Source organism: Pseudoduganella sp. jia 12, assembly GCF_055502675.1.
The window spans coordinates 336979-355266 of the sequence record NZ_JBUXKP010000005.1; the positions used below are offsets into that span (position 1 = coordinate 336979).

Below are 18288 nucleotides of genomic sequence, written 5' to 3' on the forward strand. Positions count from 1 at the left end.
CGTCATTTCCCCGTCCATTTTTCTTTCACAGGCAGCCGGCCTGTCGCCCCGGGGCAGGGCACGGGCTGCATCCGACCATGCGCAATCACCCGGCCCCGGCCACCATTCCGCCCCGTATCCGCCGCAGCCAGGCCATCTCGCTCGTGCTGCTCGTGGTCTGCGGCGTCATCAATTACCTGGACCGCGCCACGCTGGCCGTGGCCAACGAATACATCCGCGCCGACCTTGGCCTGTCGCTGGGCGAGATGGGCGTGCTGCTGTCGGCGTTTTCGTGGAGCTATGCGCTGTGCCAGTTGCCGGTGGGCGCCCTCGTCGACAAGGTGGGACCGCGCTGGCTGCTCGGCAGCGGCCTCGTGTTGTGGTCGCTGGCGCAGGCCGCGGGCGGACTGGCTTCCACGTTCGGCTGGTTCCTGCTCGTGCGGATCGCCCTGGGCATCGGCGAGGCTCCGCAATTCCCGGCGGCCGCGCGGGTCGTCACCAACTGGTTCCCGGCCCGCTCGCGCGGTACGCCCACCGGCGTTTTCAATTCGGCGTCGCCGCTGGGCGTGGCGCTGGCCCCCCTGTGCCTGCCGCCGCTGATCGCCGCCACCAGCTGGCACTGGGCGTTCTTCGTCACCGGCGCACTGGGCATCGTTGCCGCGGTCGTGTGGATCGCGGTCTATCGCGATCCCGTGCGCGAGCAGCTGACCGCCGAGGAACGCGCCTATCTCGAAGTGGACGACGCCGGCAAGGCCGCGCCGGCGGCCGGCTTTGCCGCCTGGCGGGCACTGTTCCGCTACCGCGCCACGTGGGGCATGATGCTGGGCTTCTTCGGCTCGGTGTACCTGAACTGGGTGTTCCTGACATGGCTGCCGGGCTACCTGCGCACGGAGCGCCACATGGACCTGGCCTACGCGGGTATCGCCGCGTCGATCCCGTTCCTGTGCGGTTTCGCCGGCGCGCTGGTGGCCGGCTGGGCTTCGGATCGCGTGGCCCGGGCATCGACATCGAAGGTGGCGGGCCGCCGCAACGCGGTCGTGGTGGCCACGCTGGGCATGGTGGCTTTCACGATCCCGGCGGCGCTGGCCGAAAGCAATGTGGTGGCCGTGGCCTGCATCTCCATCGTGATCTTCCTCGCCAACGCTTCCTCGGCCTGTGCGTGGTCGCTCGCCACCGTGGTGGCACCGCCGAGCGGCGTGGGCTCGCTGGGCGCGCTGCAGAATTTCGGCGGGTTCCTGGGCGGCGCGCTGGCGCCTCTGCTGACCGGCTATATCGCGCAAACGTGGTCGTTCGTGCCGGCGCTGCTGACCGGGGCCGGCATCGCCTTCCTGGGCGCCATGTCCTATCTGTTCCTGGTGGTGCGGCCGATCCCGGAGCACGCAGGGCAGGCAATGTAGACGAGCGCAGGTCAGGCGGTCGGCTGATTTGCGGCAGTGCCTTGCCGACGTAATGCGCGCGCTGCAGGTGCCTTGCCGCGCCGGGTCGTTGCGTGCCTGCCGCGCAGCCGCATCAGACAGTGTCGCTTTTTTTCCAAGGAAACGATTTGGGTTGTTATGTCCGTTTCCGCACCGAATGATTCCATTCCGGCTCGTATGCTGCAGGTATGGCTCAGGTAGCACGTCCGCACCCTGGCCAATTACTGGAAGCATCGAAATGAGCACCGCAAAGACCAAAGCCGCGATCGACGATACGCCGGCACCAAAAAAGAGACAGCGTGCCGCACCCCTGTCGATCGAGGCATGGAAACAGTTCCTCAGCGTGGCAAAGCCCTATTGGCAGGGAGACCAGAAAAAGCAGGCCTGGCTCCTGCTGGCGCTGCTGATCGGCCTGATGCTGGTGGAGACCCAGCTGGCGGTCATGCTGAACGACCAGGCCGGCGAGATGACCTCGGCACTGGCCGCCAGAAGCGGCGGCCGGTTCTGGGATTCGGTACGGACCTGCCTCATCATCCTGGCGTTCGCAATTCCGATCTATGCCTTCTATTACTACATGCGCGATCTCTTCGCCAACCAGTGGCGGCGCTGGCTCACGGGCCGTTTCCTCGATGGCTACCTGAAGCGCCGTAAATACTATGCGCTGCAATCGGACGGCGAGATCGACAACCCCGACCAGCGCATCAGCGAGGATATCAACACGTTCACCGGCAGGTCCACGCACTTCCTGCTGATCTTCCTGGGCTCGATCATGCAGCTGGTGGCGTTCAGCGCCGTGCTGTGGTCGATCTCCCATGTGCTGGTGGGTGTGCTGGCGGTGTATGCGCTGGTGGGCACGGGTATCGCCCTTTACATCTTCGGCACCCCGCTGATCCACCTGAATTTCTGGCAGCTGCGGCGCGAGGCGGATTTCCGTTTCAGCCTGATGCGCCTGCGCGAGAATGCCGAATCGATCGCCTTCTACCGCGGCGAGGCGCAGGAGCGCGCGCATATCAACAGCAAGTTCGAGAAGGTGATCCATAATTTCGCCCGGCTGATCAAGAAGCAGCGCAACCTGAACTTCTTCCAGCGCACGTTCAGCCAGCTCACGCTGGTGCTGCCGTTCGTGATCCTGGCCGACGGCGTGCTGTCGGGCGAACTGGAAGTGGGGCGGGCCATCCAGGCGGCGGGCGCGTTCACCGCCGTGCTCACGGCGGTGGGCATCATCGTCGACAATTTCGAGAGCCTGAGCCGTTTCGTGGCGGGGATCGGCCGGCTGCAGGCGCTGTCGAACCTCGTGCTGCCGGGCGCGGCGCCGACGGCCGATGCCGATGCCGACAACAAGCACCCGCGCATCGAGAAGCGCCAGGGCAAGCATCTGTCGCTGGAAGCGCTCACGCTGCATCCACCCCAATCCGAACGGGTGCTGATCAAGGAACTGTCACTGGCGCTGAAGCCCGGCGACGCCCTGCTCATCACCGGCGACAGCGGCTGCGGCAAGAGTTCGCTGCTGCGCGCGATCGCCGGCCTGTGGGACACGGGCAGCGGCACGATCCACCATCCGCCGATGGAAGATTTCTTCTTCCTGCCGCAGCAACCCTACCTGCAGCACGGGTCGCTGCGCAGCCAGCTGATCTACCCAAGTGCGCATTCGGATCTGGCCGACGAGGAACTGCTGGCCATCCTCGAGCAGGTTCACCTGCCCGACCTGGCCGAACGCGTCGGCGGGCTGGATGCGGTGCAGGACTGGGCCAAGCTGATGTCCGTCGGCGAGCAGCAGCGCCTGGCGTTCGGCCGCGTGCTGGTGCACGGCCCGAGCATCGTCATCCTGGATGAGGCGACCAGCGCGCTCGACTGCGGCAACGAAGCCTCGCTGTATGGACGCTTGCGGGAAAGCGGGACGACCTTGATCAGCATTGCGCACCGGCCGGCGGTGCTGCGGCATCACACCCATGTGCTGCATTTGAAGGGGGAGGGGTGCTGGGAGGTGCTGGCGGCGGGGGATTACCAGTTCGATGAGCCGGTTGTGGTATCGCCTGCTGGTGGGGCGAGGGGACAGGCGGGACAGGCAGTACAGTTGGCCAAAGTGGCCGAGGTGGCAGTGGCGGAATAACAAGCAGCCCAAAGCAAAACAGCAGACCAAAGGTCTGCTGTTTTGCATGAAATTCTTGGTCGGGGTGAGAGGATTCGAACCTCCGGCCTCTACGTCCCGAACGTAGCGCTCTACCGGGCTAAGCTACACCCCGACTGGTGAGGCATTATTAGACCAGATTTCAGGGATTATGGCAACTATCTCAGCGGTAATTTTTCGCTGCCGCCATGCCGGCGGGCCTTTGCGTAGCTGGTTCCGTTATGATCCCGCCTCGTCAACATGACCGAGGATTTTCCATGGCCGTCACCATTTACCACAACAACGCCTGCAGCAATTCGCGCGGTGCGCTGGCGCTGATCCGCGAGGCGGGCATCGAGCCCGTGATCGTCGACTACCTGAAGAACCCGCCCACGCGCGCCGAGCTGGCGGACATCATCGTCCGCGCGGGCCTGTCGCCGCGCGCCGCGATGCGCGACAAGGGGGAAGTGTACGAACAGCTGAACCTCGCCGACCCGGCGTTGACGGATGACCAGCTGCTGGATGCGATGAATGCGAACCCGTCGCTGATCAACCGGCCGTTCGTGGTGACCGACAAGGGCGTGCGGCTGTGCCGGCCGCCCGCCATCGTGCACGAGATCCTCTAGCAAAGAAAAAGGCCGGCGGTGCCGGCCTTCATGGTCAGGGCTGCGTCTGCAGCCCGACCTTGACGGGGTGCGCGGCGCGCTTCGCGAAGTCGGCCACGTACGACTGCCACTGCGCCGCCGTCGTGATCTCCTTCGCGCCGCTCCAGGCGCCGCCCGCGTAGTAGCGCAGCGGCTCGCCGGATTTCACCTGTGCCAGCACCAGGTTGTTCAGCGCATCGTCCGTGAAGTCCTGCGCGCCCGGCAGGATCACGGCGATGCCGAAGGCGCCCTTGCTGCGCTGCTCGATCCACTGCAGCAGCGTGCCGGTCGCCTTGTCGCGCTTGACGTCGACCACGCCGTTCTCGCCCTTGTCGGTCGGGGTCTTGTTCAGGCCCACGGCCACCGTCAGCGACGACGGGCCCTTGAACTCGAACGTGCTGTCGATGCGGTCGAGCTGGTGGCCCGCGTCCACCGTGAAGCGTTTTACTTCGGTGACGGACGTGCCGGCCGCGTCCCAGCTGTCGTAGCGCAGCTCGAAGATCGAGCGGATCGGGCCGTTGGCCAGCACCTTCCAGCCGGCGTAGTTGGCCGACACGTGCAGCGCCTTGCCATCCCACACGCCGGTGCCGCCGGCACCGCGCGACTTGCCGACGTTGTAGAAGTCCATGCCTTCGCCTTCGTCCTTGTGGTAATGGTCATGACCCTTGTTGTACCAGCGGTCGACGATCGGATACGGCACGCGCTTGAACCACAGGTCCAGGCCGGACGTCTGCAGCACTTCCTTGCCGCTGCCCGGGGCCGCCGGCGCCATCAGCGCGGGGCCGTAGGTGCGGTGCGCCAGCTTGTCGTTTTCCCAGCCGAAGTCGTCGAGGCGCTCCTGGATGTAGCGCGCCGTCGTCTGCTGCGGGAAGACCGGCGCGATCGCGTCGGACTTCTCCACCGTGTACGTGGCGCTTTTCTCGCCGGCCTTGAAGCTGTGCTGGAAGATCAGTTCACCATAAGCGGCGCCCACGTTCTGTGGATCCTTCGCCTGCGGCGCCACGTTCGTCACCTGGAACGGTACCGCCTTCCCGCCCGCATCCCTGACCACGATGCGCTGGATCAGCGCGCCGGGCAGGGCGGCATTCACCTCCTTCCATGGCACCGTCACCGTTTCGGACGGGCGGGCGCTGTCCAGGTCATGCGACAGCGTCACGCGCAGGGCTGCCGCGCTGGCGATCGATGGGGCCACGGCGGCTGCCAGCAGCAGGGCGGAGAGGGTCGCCAGTTGGCGGGGGAAGCGGGTCATGTTCATCCTTTCACTGATGTTCGCGGTAGTCGGTCTTGCCACCGTCCTTCGGCTGGTAATGATAGGTGCGCAGCTTGTACTCGACGCTCACGTTCGGGTTCTTCAGCAGCTTGATCATTTCCGCGCCGGCCAGCAGCACCGGGCCGTAGCCGTGCAGCGCGTGCACGCTGACAGGGCGGTTGTAGTAGTAGATCTGGTCCGATGCGAGAGTGGTGCCCACGCACGTGCCTTCGACCTGGCCCTTGTCGTTGATCTTCGTGGTCAGGCCCACCCAGCCGGCCTGCGCGATCGAGCCATACGTGGTGGGGCTGATCCAGCCCTGGTTGATCGCGTGGGCGATCACGTAGGTGAACATGGCCGACGCGGACGTTTCCAGGTACGAGTCGTTCCGATCGATCATCTGGTGCCACAGGCCGGTACCGGACTGCAGTTCGGCGATGCCCTTGATGGCGCTCCTCAGCTGGTTCAGCACCTTGTCGTAGCCCGGATGGTCCTTCGGCAGCACGTCGAGCAGGTCGCTCATCGCCAGTACCGCCCAGCCGTTCGCGCGGGCCCAGTAGAAGCGCGGCGAATTCGGCACGTGCTCGTGCCAGCCGTGCGTGAAGATGTTCAGCTGCGGGTTGTACAGGCGCTCGGACATGCCCAGCACGTTGGCCACGGCCAGGTCGAAGTACTTGCGTTCACCCGTCATGCGGCCGGCCTCGGCCAGCGCGGGAATGCTCATGTACATGTCGTCGCCCCACAGCGAGACAGCTTGCGGGCGCTTGCGGGCCATCGTGCCGTCGGCCAGGCGGAACTGCTTGTTCGCCACCCAGTCGTTGCAGCTGTCGATCATCCACTTCAGGTCCGGGCCGATTTTCGCGGCCTTCGCGCGCATCAGCGCGGCGCACATGGAGCCGGTGTCGTCCAGCGAGCGGGGATCGATGAAGCGCGCGAAGCTGTTCTGGCGCTCCAGGTGGAACTTCGATTCCTGCGCGCGGAAGTAGGGCAGTGTCTGGCCGAAGAAGTCGAAGTGGCGCTTCGTCATCGCGGTGAAGTTCTTGTCGCCGGTGGCTTCGGCCGCGCGCAGCAGGCCGGCGTGCACCACGCCCATTTCGTAGACCATGATGCCGTAGTCGCCCGCTGCCTCGGCGAAGGCCGCATCGGCCACCGGCGTCTTGAAGTCGGTGATCGGCGCACCGGTCTTCTTGTTGACCACGCGGGTCGGCGTGGCGTGGTCCATGTAGGCGCGGATGCGGTTCAGCTGTTCCGTGATCTCGGCTACCACCGGCATCTTGTAGGGGACCGGATACGTGCCCTCGGATACATCCTTGAGGTTCTTGTTGTCCGGGTTGCGGAAGGGGCCTTCGGCATGGGCGGTGCCCAGCAGCGTGCAGCAGGCCAGGGCGGCCAGCAGTTTGGTCGAGTTCTTCACCTTGTCTCCGTCAGGGTTGGCGTGGCTTTTTGGTCAGGCCATTCTAGATTGGTCTGGCCAGTTAAGCAAGGTGGGCGACCACACTCTGTGGCCGAGCCCGTGTCCCCGTGCCTGGCACGGGGACACGGGCTCAGCAGGAAGGGATGGCGCAAGGGCGCCAGCGAAGGCCAGGCGTGATGCGCTTGAATTGTGGCCGAGCTCGTGTCCCCGTGCCAGGCACCGGGACACGAGCTCTACAGGAAGTGCGGAAGGGGGGCGTTACCCGCGCGAGAACGTGCGCGTAACGCGCTCGAGGTGCGAGCGCATGGCGTGCCGGGCGCCGGCGGGGTCGTGGGCGGCGATGGCTTCGAGGATCTTGCGGTGGTCCGGCAATGTCTGCAGGCGCAGTTCCTCGGTCTGGTAGTGCTCCTTGAGCTTGTGCCACAGCGAGCCGCGGTTGTTCCACAGGTATTCGATCACGCCGACGAGGGCGGTGTTGCCGGTGGCGCGGGCGATCGCCAGGTGGAAGTTGCGGTCGGCCATTTCGTTGCTGGCGCGGTCTTCGTGGTGGCGTTCCATCTCTTCCACCGCTTTCAGGATCGCGTCGACGGCCGCGCCGGTGGCGGCCTTGGCGGCGATGGCGGCGATCTCGGATTCGATCATGCGGCGCGCGGCCAGTACTTCGAACGGGCCGGGGCCCGTTTCCGGCACGTCCGCCGGCAACGGCTGTTCGCATACGTAGACGCCGGATCCGCCGCGCACTTCGACCACGCCCCCCAGTTCCAGCGCGATCAATGCCTCGCGCAGCGAAGCCCGGCTGACGGACAGCCGCGCAGCCAGCTCGCGTTCGGCGGGCAGGCGTTCGCCGGGGCCGATCTTGTCGTCCTGGATCATCTGCTGCACGCGTCCGGCAACGACGCGGTACAGCCGCGGTTCTGCGGCAGGGGTCTCGCCGTTTGCGGAATTCTTTTTCATGGGTGGATGTCCTCTGTGGAACGCCGATTATAGTTGTGTTCCAGCCAATGCGGGCAGCGGCCCGCGGCTTTGTGGCATGCGAGTGGAAACGATCACCATCTTGCGTGGCGCGCCCGCCAGGCCGGCAGGCCGTGCGCCCCGCTGGCTATGATCAGTGCGTCCTGTCGACGGCGAAACGGGCCAGTTGCAGCAGCGATTCCTTGTGGCGGCCTTCCGGCATGTTGGCCAGCGCGGCGGTGGCGCGGTCGGCCTGCGCGACGGCGGCGCGGCGCGTGTAGTCGAGCGCCCCGCTGGAGGTGATGGCGGCCAGCACGGCGTCGAAATGCTGCTCGTCGCCCGTCTCGATGCACGAGCGCACCAGCTGGCGCTGTTCCCCGGAGCCGTTTTCCATCAGGTAGATCAGCGGCAGCGTGGGCTTGCCCTCGCGCAGGTCGTCGCCGACGTTCTTGCCGATCTCGGTGGCGTCGCCCGCGTAATCGAGCACGTCGTCGATCAGCTGGAACGCGGTGCCCAGCGAACGGCCGTACTCGCCGGCCGCGGAAATCTGTTCGTCGCTAGCGCCGGCCACCAGCGCGCCCAGTTCGGCCGCCGCCTCGAACAGCTTGGCCGTCTTCGAGCGGATCACCTTCAGGTAGCTTTCCTCGGAAACGTCCGGGTCGTGCATGTTCAGCAGCTGCAGCACTTCGCCTTCGGCGATCACGTTGGTGGCGTCCGACAGGATCTGCATCACGCGCATATTGTTCAGCGAAACCATCATCTGGAACGAACGCGAGTACAGGAAATCCCCGACCAGCACCGAGGCGGCATTGCCGAACAGCGCATTGGCCGTGGCGCGGCCGCGGCGCAGCGACGACTCGTCGACCACGTCGTCATGCAGCAGCGTTGCGGTATGGATGAATTCGACCACCGCCGCCAGTTCGTGGTGGGCCGGGCCTTCGTATCGGTAGGCGTTCGCCACCAGCAGGACCAGTACCGGACGAATGCGCTTGCCGCCGGCGCTGATGATGTATTCAGCGATCTGGTTGACCAGTGTCACCTCGGAATGCAGTCGCTGGCGGATCACGCCGTTGACGGCTTCCATGTCGGCCGCGATGGTGCTGATGATGTGATTCTGGCTGGTTGGTTGGGTGGACAAGGCAAGCCTGCTTCGGTCGGGTTTGAAGTGCCGCGATTATACGACATGCACGCTGCACGTTGCCGACATACCACGAGCGCTTGGCTTTGTGAATACTTTTTGACGTCTATTTGCCTTGCATGTATAATCGTTGGTTCTCTGGCCTCCGCCCGGTCCGTTTGGGCGTTCGAGGGAGGGAATTTTCTTAACATTTGATGAGGTTTCAAATCATGTACGCGGTCATAAAAACCGGTGGCAAGCAATACAAAGTTGTCGCTGGCGAAAAACTCAAAGTAGAACAGATACCTGCTGACATTGGTTCCGAACTCACCATCGATCAAGTCCTCGCCGTTGGCGCGGGCGACAGCATCAAGTTTGGTGCTCCACTGGTTGAAGGTGCAACGGTTCTCGTGAAAGTGGTTTCCCAAGGTCGTCACGACAAGGTGAAGATCTTCAAGATGCGCCGTCGTAAGCACTACCAGAAGCACCAGGGCCATCGCCAGAACTACACCGAAATCCAAATCGTTTCGATCAACGGCTAATCGCTGTTATCCGAATCAGTCTCAATCAAGGAGCATTAAATGGCACACAAAAAAGGTGGCGGTACTACCCGCAACGGCCGCGATTCCGAATCAAAGCGCCTGGGCGTTAAGGTTTACGGCGGTCAAACGATCAATGCCGGCGGCATCATCATCCGCCAGCGTGGCACCCCGGTTCGCGCCGGCGAAGGCGTGGGCACCGGCAAGGACCACACCCTGTTCGCACTGGTCGACGGCGTGGTCAAGTTCGTGACCAAGGGCGCTGGCAGCAACAAGTTCGTCACCGTCGTTCCGGCTGCTCAGTAATCCGGACAGTACAGTGACTTAAGGCGCAAGCCTTTCGAAACTAAAGGCTCTGCCCACGGTGGAGCCTTTTTCATTTTCAGGCGGTAATCATGAAGTTCATCGACGAAGCACGTATCGAAGTCATCGCCGGCGACGGCGGAAACGGCTGCGCCTCTTTCCTGCGCGAGAAATTCCGTCCGTTCGGCGGCCCCGATGGCGGCGACGGCGGCAAGGGTGGATCCATCTGGGCCGTGGCCGACCGTAACGTCAACACGCTCGTCGACTACCGCTATTCCAAGATGCACCGGGCTTCCAATGGCGAACCGGGCCGCGGCTCGGACTGCTACGGCAAGGGCGCTGACGACATCACGCTGCGCATGCCGGTCGGCACGCTGATCATCGACGACGTGAGCGGCGAGATCCTCGCCGACATGACCGAACATGGCCAGGTCGAACTGCTCGCCAAGGGCGGCGAGGGCGGCTGGGGCAACATCCACTTCAAGACGTCGACCAACCGCGCGCCGCGCCAGAAGACGGAAGGCAAGGAAGGCGAACGCCGCCAACTGCGCCTGGAACTGAAAGTGCTGGCGGACGTGGGCCTGCTGGGCATGCCGAACGCCGGCAAGTCGACGTTCATCACGGCCGTGTCGAACGCGCGCCCGAAGATCGCCGACTACCCGTTCACCACGCTGCACCCGAACCTGGGCGTGGTGCGCGTGTCGCATGAAAAATCGTTCGTGATCGCCGACATTCCCGGCCTGATCGAAGGCGCCGCCGAAGGCGCAGGCCTCGGCCACCAGTTCCTGCGCCACCTGTCGCGCACGGGCCTGCTGCTGCACATCGTCGACATCGCGCCGTTCGAGGCGACGGTGGACCCGGTGAAGGAAGCCAAGGCGCTCGTCAAGGAACTGCAAAAATACGATGAAGCGCTGGTCGACAAGCCGCGCTGGCTGGTGCTGAACAAGCTCGACGTGGTGCCGGAAGCGGAGCGCGCCAAGCGCGTGAAGGACTTCGTCAAGAAGTTCGGCTTCAAGGGCCCGGTCTTTGAAATCTCCGCGCTGTCGCGCGATGGCACGCAGGAACTCGTGACGGCGATCTACCAGTACCTGGAAGAGAAACGCCATGGCGAGCAGCGCGCCGAGGAGACGCAGATGACGGAAGAGGCGCGCGGCATCTCGTCGATCGATCCGGACGATCCCCGCTTCAAGGTTCTCGACTGAGTCGAACTAACAAAAGGCCCGCTTAGCGGGCCTTTTCCTTATGTTCTTCGGTGGAGAACGCCGTTACCGGTTAAAATTCTTCCAACTGTTACCTGGCCCGGTCTGCCACCCGCGCATCGGCCGGCGTCAGCGGCAAAGCAGGGCAACCGGCCCGGCGATACATCAGATCAATTCCGAAAAGAGATTTGCCGCGCCATGAATTCCAGCGTCACCACATCGATCATCCAGAAAGCCGGCCGCATCATCGTCAAGGTCGGCTCGTCGCTCGTCACCAACGATGGCCGCGGCCTCGACCAGGCAGCCATTGCGCGCTGGGCTTCCCAGATCGCCGCGCTGCGCGCGATGGGCAAGCAGGTCGTGCTCGTCAGTTCGGGCGCGATCGCCGAAGGCATGCTGCGCCTGGGGTTCGAGCACCGGCCCACCGACGTCCACGAATTGCAGGCCTGCGCCGCCGTGGGCCAGATGGGCCTTGCGCAGATCTATGAAACGAGCTTCCGCGCGCACGGCATCGGCACCGCGCAGGTGCTGCTGACGCACGCCGACCTGGCCGACCGCGAACGCTACCTGAACGCCCGCTCCACGCTCACGACCCTGCTGTCGCTGGGCGTGGTCCCGATCATCAACGAGAACGACACGGTCGTCACGGACGAGATCAAGTTCGGCGACAACGACACGCTGGGCGCGCTCGTCGCCAACCTGATCGAAGCCGATGCGCTGATCATCCTGACGGACCAGCGCGGCCTGTTCTCGGCCGATCCGCGCAAGGACCCGGCGGCCTATTTGATCACGAACGGCATCGCCGGCGATCCGCAACTGGAAGCCATGGCGGGCGGCGCCGGATCGAGCCTGGGCCGCGGCGGCATGCTGACGAAGATCCTGGCCGCGAAACGCGCGGCGAAGTCCGGCGCGCACACGGTGATCGCGTTCGGCCGCGAGGAAGGCGTGCTCACGCGCCTGGCCGCGGGCGAGGCGATCGGCACCGAGCTGCAGGCGCAGACGGGCCACCTCACCGCGCGCAAGCAGTGGATGGCCGATCACCTGCACACGCTGGGGCAGGTGGTCATCGACGGCGGTGCCGTGGAAAAGGTGTCGCGCGAAGGCAAGTCGCTGCTGCCGATCGGCGTGCTCGAAGTGCGCGGCGAATTCGGCCGCGGCGCCGTCATCACCTGCATCAGCGAAAAGGGCGTGCCCATCGCCCGCGGCATTACCAACTACACGAGCGGCGAAGCGCGGCGCATCCTGCGCAAGCCTTCATCCGAGATCGAGACCATCCTCGGTTTCGTCGAGGGGCGCGAGCTGATTCATCGGGATAACCTGGTGCTGCTGTAATAACCCCGCGGCGGCTGAGCCACAGGGGTCTGTCCCCGCCAGTCGTTGTCTTCAAACCTAGTCACTATATTTGATCGAGGGGACTGACCCCGGTTTTTGTATGCATGATCACAACGCATGCAAAAAACCGGGGTCAGTCCCCTAGGTCCATGCCGATGACTGGGTTCAGAGCGAATAACTGGCGGGGACAGACCCCTAAACCCAAAACCTAAACCACCGCCGGCGCCGGCGTCTTGTCCTTGTACTCGCACAAATCCGCGATCATGCAATTCCAGCACTGCGGCTTGCGGGCGATGCACGTGTAGCGCCCGTGCAGGATCAGCCAGTGGTGGGCATCCTGCAGGAACTCCTTCGGCACGAATTTGAGCAGCTTCTGTTCGACGATGTCCACCGTCTTGCCCGGTGCGAGGTTGGTGCGGTTCGACACGCGGAAGATGTGCGTGTCCACGGCGATCGCCGGTTCGCCGAACGCGGTATTGAGCACCACGTTGGCGGTCTTGCGGCCCACGCCGGGCAGCGCCTCGAGCGACTCGCGGTCGCGCGGCACTTCGCCGCCATGCTGTTCGACGAGGATCCGGCAGGTCGCCATCACGTTCTTCGCCTTGGTGTTGAACAGGCCGATGGTCTGGATATACGTGACCAGGGCGTCCAGGCCGAGGTCCAGGATCGCCTGCGGCGTATTCGCCACCGGGTACAGCTTGCGGGTGGCCTTGTTGACGCCCACGTCCGTGGCCTGGGCCGACAGCAGCACGGCGATCAGCAATTCGAATGGCGTCGTGTATTCGAGTTCGGTGGTGGGGTGCGGATTGGCTTCGCGCAGGCGGCGGAAGATTTCGTGGCGTTTGGCTGGGTTCATTGTTCCGGTGTCTTGTCCTGCGCGGCGGCTTTCGCGGCTTCGGCCTTCAGGCGCGCGCGTTCCATGGCCGCGGCGATGATCGCCCGCTTGCGTTCCTTCTCGGCCAGCTCGGCATCGTTTTCCGGCGCCAGGTTGTTGACGGCTTCCATCTTGGCCTGCGCCTTCGCGGCCAGCCGCGCATCGTTTTCGTCGCGTTCGCGCTTCAGGCGGGCAATGCGGAAATCGTGGCGGTCGCGCGCGGCATCCGCTTCGGGCTGCGACCAGGCGTCCCAGCCCGTGGATTCGGTTACCGGATACATCACGATGCAGTCCACCGGGCATGGCTTCACGCACAGGTCGCAACCCGTGCACAGCTCGGGAACGATGGTGTGCATCTGCTTGGCCGCGCCCATGATCGCATCGACCGGGCAGGCCTGGATGCACAGCGTGCAGCCGATGCACAGCGCCTCGTCGATGAACGCGACGGCACGCGGCCGTTCCAGGCCGTTTTCGGGGTTGAGCGGGATGACGGGATGGCCGGTCACCGCGGACAGGCGCACGATGCCTTCGTGGCCGCCGGGCGGGCACTGGTTGATGCGCGCTTCGCCTGCCGCGATGGCCTCGGCGTAGGGCCGGCAGCCGGCATAGCCGCATTTCGTGCACTGCGTCTGCGGCAGGGCGTCTTCGATGCGGTCGGCGAGGGTTTTTTGTTGGGTCACGATGCTGGTCACAGTGCTGCAAACAACGGCAAAACCGCATTATCCTTCATTCGCGGCGGGCCGTGCAGCCATGCCGGGCGTGCCCGCAGGCTTCGCTTGGCTTTGCCGCCGCCTTGTGGGAGCATGCATGCATGTCAAAAGCAAAGCCGACCCCGATGGAGACCGTTGCGGCATGAGCGCGCGCCACCCGCTTGCCGCCGTGCTGCGCGCGCTCGCCACCGGTTCTGTGCTCGCCATCGGTTCCGTGCTCGCCATCGGCCCGGCCGCCGCGCAAACGCCGCAAACGATCCGCTTTGCCGCCGAAGAATGGCCGCCATTCGTCAGCGACGCGCTGCCCGACGACGGCCTGTCCGGCGCGATCCTGCGCAATGTGCTCGACCGCCTCGGCTATACGGCCCGGATCGATTACTTCCCCTGGAAGCGCGCCATGGAGCTGGGCCTGAAGGATCCCCGCTATGCCGGCTTCCTCGCCGTCTGGCGCACACCCGGGCGCGAACGGTTATGCCATTTCTCGACACCCATCGGCAACACGCTGACCGTGCTGGCCTACCTGAAGGACAAGCCCGTGCGTGCCGGCCAGCTGGCCGACCTGCGCGGCGTGCGCATCGGTACCGTGAGCGGCTTCGCCAACGGCGAAGAGTTCGATGCGCTTCGCAAGCAGGGCCACCTGGAGGCAGAAGAGGGCGTCAACGACGAAACGAACCTGCGCAAGCTGCTGGCCCGGCGCTATCCCGCCATCCTGATCGAGCGGCGCGTGCTGCGCCACCTGCTGGCCACGCGCTTCGCGCAAGTAGAGCCGGGCCATATCGCCATCAACGAACGGCTGTTCGCGGAACGTCCCGTGCACGTCTGCTTCAAGCGCACGCAGGTGGGACTGGTGCAGCAGCGGGCGTTCAACGACGCGGCAAAAAAGGTGGATTTCGGCCAGGTGGAGAAGGCGTACTGGCGCAGGATCGGCGAAGTGGGGGTGGCGGCGGATTGATGGCGTGGCGGGGCCGAAAAAAAGCCGCCCATCGGGCGGCTAATCTTCGAGGAGACCTTTGCTCAGGCGTGCTGCCGGATGAACGAGGTGATCTTCGGGCACACCAGTTCGCGCCAGCGCCGGCCCGAGAAGATGCCGTAGTGGCCGGCCTGCGGCACCACGTAGTCTTCCTGCATGTCCGCCGGAATGCCGCTGCACAGTTCGTGAGCGGCCTGGGTCTGGCCGGCGCCGGAGATATCGTCCAGTTCGCCTTCCACGGTCAGCAGCGCCACGTTCTTGATGTCCTGCGGGCGCACCAGCTGGCCACCCACTTCCCACGTGCCTTTCGGCAGGCGGTGTTCCTGGAACACGGTCTTGATCGTGTCCAGGTAGTATTCGGCCGGCATGTCCAGCACGGCGTTGTATTCGTCGTAGAACTTGCGGTGGCTTTCCGCCGGCTCGTCGTCGCCGCGCACCAGGTGCATGTAGAACTCGCGGTGCGACTGCGCATGGCGGCCCGGGTTCATCGCGATGAAGCCGGCATGCTGCAGGAAGCCGGGGTAGACCTTGCGGCCGAAGCCCGGGTAGTTCGGCGGCACCGGGTAGATCACGGTGTTCTCGAACCACGAGAAGGGTTTTTCGATCGCCAGGTTGTTCACGGCGGTCGGCGATTTGCGCGGGTCGATCGGGCCGCCCATCATCGTCATCGTTTTCGGCAGCTTCGGATCGTTGTTCGACGCCATCAGCGAGATCGCGGCCAGCACCGGCACGGTGGGCTGGCAGACGGAAATCACGTGCACGTCAGGGCCCAGGTGGCGGATGAAATCCTGCACGTAATAAATGTAGTCGTCGAGATGGAACGCGCCTTCGTTCAGCGGCACCATGCGTGCATCGGTCCAGTCGGTGATGTAAACGTCGTGTTCCGGCAACAGTCCACGCACCGTATCGCGCAGCAGCGTGGCGTGGTGGCCGGACAGCGGCGCCACCAGCAGCACGGTCGGCTGGGTCAGCGGTTCCCGCACGTCCTTGCGGAAATGCATCAGGCGGCAAAATGGCTTGGTGACCGCGGCGTGCTCGATGATCGAGACCGGCTTGCCGTCCACGGTAGCGGTATCGATATCGAAGGAAGGCTTCTCGTAATCCTTGCCGAGGCGGTACAGCAATTCGTAACCGGCGGCGATCCGTTGCGAGAACGGCGTGTGCGCCAGGGGCGACACCGGGTTGCTGAACAATTTTGATGACGCCTCCGCCCACTGCATCAGTGGGTTCAGGAAGGTCCGTTGCATCTCGTGAAGTTGGTAAAGCATAGGTGTTCCCGGGTCGTATGCGCTGCCTTCATAATGTGCAGCGCGGAAATCATAAGCCCATTATAGGCCGTTTATTCTTGACGTAAAGCATTTTCAGATTGCTGCTAGAAAGAGGAAAAACAGCAACAAAATGAAATCTCAACCCCCATGCTTCCTACAATAATAGTGCCTGTGAAACAAAAAAAGCAGCGTTTCCGCTGCTTTTCTGTAGGACAGGTCTGAGGTCGGTAAGATTCCAACCTCGGCAATGCTTAATCGAACACCGGCGATTCCACGCCCAGCACCTTGTGCAGTTTAGGCGACGTCGTCGTGTATTGCATGTGGATCTTCTTGTCCGGGAAGATATAAGGCGCGGCGCCGAAGGCGGCCAGCGCGGCTTCGTGGAAGCCCGACAGGATCAGCTTTTTCTTGCCTGGGTAAGTGTTGATGTCACCCACGGCAAAGATGCCCGGCACATTGGTTTCGAACTTCTCGGTGGAGACCACTTTCAGCTGCTTGCGTTCGATGTCCAGGCCCCACTCGGCGATCGGGCCCAGCTTCGGCGACAGGCCGTAGAACACCAGCAGCATGTCCAGCGGCACGCGGCGGGTCACGCCATCGGCGCCGGTCACGCGCAGTTCGGACAGCTTGCCATCCTTTTGCTCGATGCCGGACACCTGGCCGATGATCAGCTGCATTTCATAGTCTTCGCACAGCTGCTTCATCTTTGCCACGGAGGCGGGCGCGGCGCGGAAGTCGTCGCGGCGGTGCAGCAGCACCACGGATTCGGCCTTGCCGACGAAGTTCAGCGCCCAGTCCAGCGCGGAGTCGCCGCCGCCGCACACGACGATGTTCTTGCCTTCGAACTGCGAAGGATCCTTGACGCGGTAGAACACCTGCGAACCTTCGAAGGCTTCGATGCCTTCGGTTTTCATCGTGCGCGGCTGGAACGAACCCACGCCGGCGGCGATGAAGATGGTCTTCGTGATGAACTTGGTGCCCAGGCTCGTTTCGACGTCGAAGCGGCCGTCTTCGCGCTTGTGCACGACGGTCACTTCCTGGCCCAGGTGGAAGGTGGGGCCGAACGGTTCGATCTGCTTGAGCAGGCCGTCGGTCAGCTCCTGGCCGGTGCAGGAAGGAATCGCGGGAATATCGTAGATCGGCTTGTCCGGATACAGTTCCACGCACTGGCCGCCAACGGCTGCCAGCGAATCGATCACGTGGGCCTTGATTTCCAGCAGGCCGAGTTCGAAGACCTGGAACAGGCCGACGGGGCCGGCGCCGATGATGACGGCATCCGTTTCATGGAAGCCACCTGGAGGGGTGCTGACGATATTCATGACGATTTCTATCCTGTGTATTCAAATGGGCACGCCTGCGCACGCGGAGTCGATCGACCCGGCGCAGGGTGCCGGCGGAGCTGCCGTTAGCGCACCAGCAAGTTGAGCTTTTCCTTGACGTCCTTGAACTGCTCGGCTTCCGGCAGGGCTGGCTTGGTCTTCGTGATCGAAGGCCAGTTGCGGGACAGGTCCGCGTTGAGCTTGATGTAATCCTGCTGGTCGGACGGCACATCTTCTTCCGCGAAAATCGCGTTGACCGGGCATTCGGCCACGCACACGGCGCAGTCGATGCATTCGTCGGGGTCAATTGCCAGGAAATTCGGGCCTTCGCGGAAACAATCTACCGGGCAAACATCGACGCAGTCCGTATACCGGCAGGCGATGCAAGATTCGGTGACAACGTGGGTCATAGCAGTCCTATCAATGTTGGTGCGAAGCGGTCGATAACACAATCCCAACTTCAGCAAAGCACTGTATTTTAGGGCAATTCTCCCTTTCTCACAATTCAGGCTTAGACACAATACATATAAGCAAATGCGCCGCGCGCCGTTGCCGGCGCGCGGCGCCAGCCGCCCGGATACCTCGCCCGCAAGGGGCTCAGGCGGCGAGAATGCGGTCCAGCAAAGCCCGCCAGCGGGCATTGGCGGGGTTGCCATCCTCGGCGAAACTCACGCTGTGGCGCTCGCCATCGGCATCGACCGTGATGGTCCAGCGCGGGATGTCGGCGCCGACCGGTTCCTCGCCGGCGTCGCGCGGCGCCGCGAAGAACGCGCTGGAGGCCAGTGCCGTTTTCATTTCCGCCTCCAGCACCGGGCCGGCCTGGCTGGTCGACGTATCCACTTCATGCCGCTGCGTGATGCCGGCGAAACCGCCGCCGCCGGTGGCCGTGATCTTCATG

The 18288-nt window shown here is 64.1% G+C and carries 18 protein-coding genes and 1 tRNA gene; 8 read left to right on the forward strand and 11 right to left on the reverse strand.

All coding sequences use genetic code 11. The features are described 5' to 3' along the window. The first annotated feature begins 77 nt into the window (after positions 1-77). Both ACY65G_RS13645 and ACY65G_RS13650 read left to right on the forward strand, forming a co-directional pair. Entirely contained in the window at positions 78-1376 is a 1299-nt protein-coding gene (locus ACY65G_RS13645) for an MFS transporter (RefSeq protein WP_464997900.1), read from the forward strand. Between the two features lie 256 nt (positions 1377-1632). Beyond that, entirely contained in the window at positions 1633-3504 is a 1872-nt protein-coding gene (locus ACY65G_RS13650; protein WP_464997901.1) for an ABC transporter ATP-binding protein/permease, read from the forward strand. Between the two features lie 56 nt (positions 3505-3560). Here the strand turns inward: ACY65G_RS13650 and ACY65G_RS13655 are convergent. Next, a tRNA-Pro gene (locus ACY65G_RS13655) sits at positions 3561-3637 on the reverse strand. 142 nt (positions 3638-3779) lie between these two features. On the opposite strand from ACY65G_RS13655, the gene arsC reads away from it, so the two are divergent. Further along, complete coding sequence (gene arsC / locus ACY65G_RS13660) at positions 3780-4127, forward strand: arsenate reductase (glutaredoxin) (protein WP_464997902.1); 348 nt, start codon at positions 3780-3782, stop codon at positions 4125-4127. Positions 4128-4161: 34 nt separating this feature from the next. Here the strand turns inward: arsC and ACY65G_RS13665 are convergent, their stop codons facing one another. From ACY65G_RS13665 to ispB, 4 genes are all read right to left on the reverse strand, one after another. Then, positions 4162-5394: a DUF4861 domain-containing protein gene (locus tag ACY65G_RS13665; protein ID WP_464997903.1), complete on the reverse strand. Its 1233-nt coding sequence runs from the start codon at positions 5392-5394 to the stop codon at positions 4162-4164. A gap of 10 nt (positions 5395-5404) precedes the next feature. Continuing rightward, the gene (locus ACY65G_RS13670) at positions 5405-6808 is read right to left on the reverse strand and encodes a glycoside hydrolase family 88/105 protein (protein WP_464997904.1); all 1404 of its coding nucleotides are present in this window, start codon (positions 6806-6808) and stop codon (positions 5405-5407) included. A 258-nt stretch (positions 6809-7066) separates the two neighbouring features. Then, on the reverse strand, positions 7067-7762 hold the full coding sequence (locus ACY65G_RS13675; protein WP_464997905.1) for a FadR/GntR family transcriptional regulator: 696 nt from the start codon (positions 7760-7762) through the stop codon (positions 7067-7069). A 151-nt stretch (positions 7763-7913) separates the two neighbouring features. Further along, positions 7914-8897 carry an octaprenyl diphosphate synthase gene (ispB, locus tag ACY65G_RS13680; RefSeq protein ID WP_464997906.1) on the reverse strand — a complete coding sequence of 328 codons (984 nt, stop codon included), beginning with the start codon at positions 8895-8897 and terminating at the stop codon, positions 7914-7916. Positions 8898-9106: 209 nt separating this feature from the next. Here ispB and rplU point away from each other — a divergent pair, with 209 nt between their 5' ends. The 4 genes from rplU to proB all read left to right on the forward strand — a co-directional run bounded on the left by rplU (position 9107) and on the right by proB (position 12249). Next, the gene (gene rplU / locus ACY65G_RS13685; protein WP_130185982.1) at positions 9107-9418 is read left to right on the forward strand and encodes a 50S ribosomal protein L21; all 312 of its coding nucleotides are present in this window, start codon (positions 9107-9109) and stop codon (positions 9416-9418) included. Positions 9419-9457: 39 nt separating this feature from the next. Then, complete coding sequence (gene rpmA / locus ACY65G_RS13690) at positions 9458-9721, forward strand: 50S ribosomal protein L27 (RefSeq protein ID WP_130185981.1); 264 nt, start codon at positions 9458-9460, stop codon at positions 9719-9721. Positions 9722-9810: 89 nt separating this feature from the next. Continuing rightward, positions 9811-10920: a GTPase ObgE gene (gene obgE / locus ACY65G_RS13695; RefSeq protein ID WP_130185980.1), complete on the forward strand. Its 1110-nt coding sequence runs from the start codon at positions 9811-9813 to the stop codon at positions 10918-10920. 195 nt (positions 10921-11115) lie between these two features. Beyond that, complete coding sequence (gene proB / locus ACY65G_RS13700) at positions 11116-12249, forward strand: glutamate 5-kinase (protein ID WP_464997907.1); 1134 nt, start codon at positions 11116-11118, stop codon at positions 12247-12249. Between the two features lie 208 nt (positions 12250-12457). Here the strand turns inward: proB and nth are convergent, their stop codons facing one another. Then, entirely contained in the window at positions 12458-13105 is a 648-nt protein-coding gene (gene nth, locus ACY65G_RS13705; protein ID WP_464997908.1) for an endonuclease III, read from the reverse strand. Beyond that, a complete protein-coding gene (gene rsxB / locus ACY65G_RS13710; protein WP_464997909.1) occupies positions 13102-13803 on the reverse strand; it encodes an electron transport complex subunit RsxB in 702 nt (233 codons plus the stop codon). Before rsxB ends, nth begins: the two co-directional genes overlap by 4 nt. A gap of 172 nt (positions 13804-13975) precedes the next feature. Here rsxB and ACY65G_RS13715 point away from each other — a divergent pair, with 172 nt between their 5' ends. Beyond that, positions 13976-14785 carry a substrate-binding periplasmic protein gene (locus ACY65G_RS13715; RefSeq protein WP_464997910.1) on the forward strand — a complete coding sequence of 270 codons (810 nt, stop codon included), beginning with the start codon at positions 13976-13978 and terminating at the stop codon, positions 14783-14785. 62 nt (positions 14786-14847) lie between these two features. Here the strand turns inward: ACY65G_RS13715 and ACY65G_RS13720 are convergent, their stop codons facing one another. The 4 genes from ACY65G_RS13720 to ACY65G_RS13735 all read right to left on the reverse strand — a co-directional run bounded on the left by ACY65G_RS13720 (position 14848) and on the right by ACY65G_RS13735 (position 18287). Further along, positions 14848-16071, reverse strand: coding sequence for a polyhydroxyalkanoate depolymerase (locus ACY65G_RS13720; RefSeq protein WP_464997911.1), 1224 nt, complete (start codon positions 16069-16071; stop codon positions 14848-14850). 251 nt (positions 16072-16322) lie between these two features. Beyond that, on the reverse strand, positions 16323-17390 hold the full coding sequence (locus tag ACY65G_RS13725) for an NAD(P)/FAD-dependent oxidoreductase (RefSeq protein WP_464997912.1): 1068 nt from the start codon (positions 17388-17390) through the stop codon (positions 16323-16325). Positions 17391-17476: 86 nt separating this feature from the next. After that, positions 17477-17800, reverse strand: a complete 324-nt coding sequence (fdxA, locus tag ACY65G_RS13730) for a ferredoxin FdxA (protein ID WP_464997913.1) — start codon at positions 17798-17800, stop codon at positions 17477-17479. Positions 17801-17987: 187 nt separating this feature from the next. Then, entirely contained in the window at positions 17988-18287 is a 300-nt protein-coding gene (locus tag ACY65G_RS13735; protein WP_464997914.1) for a protealysin inhibitor emfourin, read from the reverse strand. Position 18288: the final 1 nt, after the last annotated feature.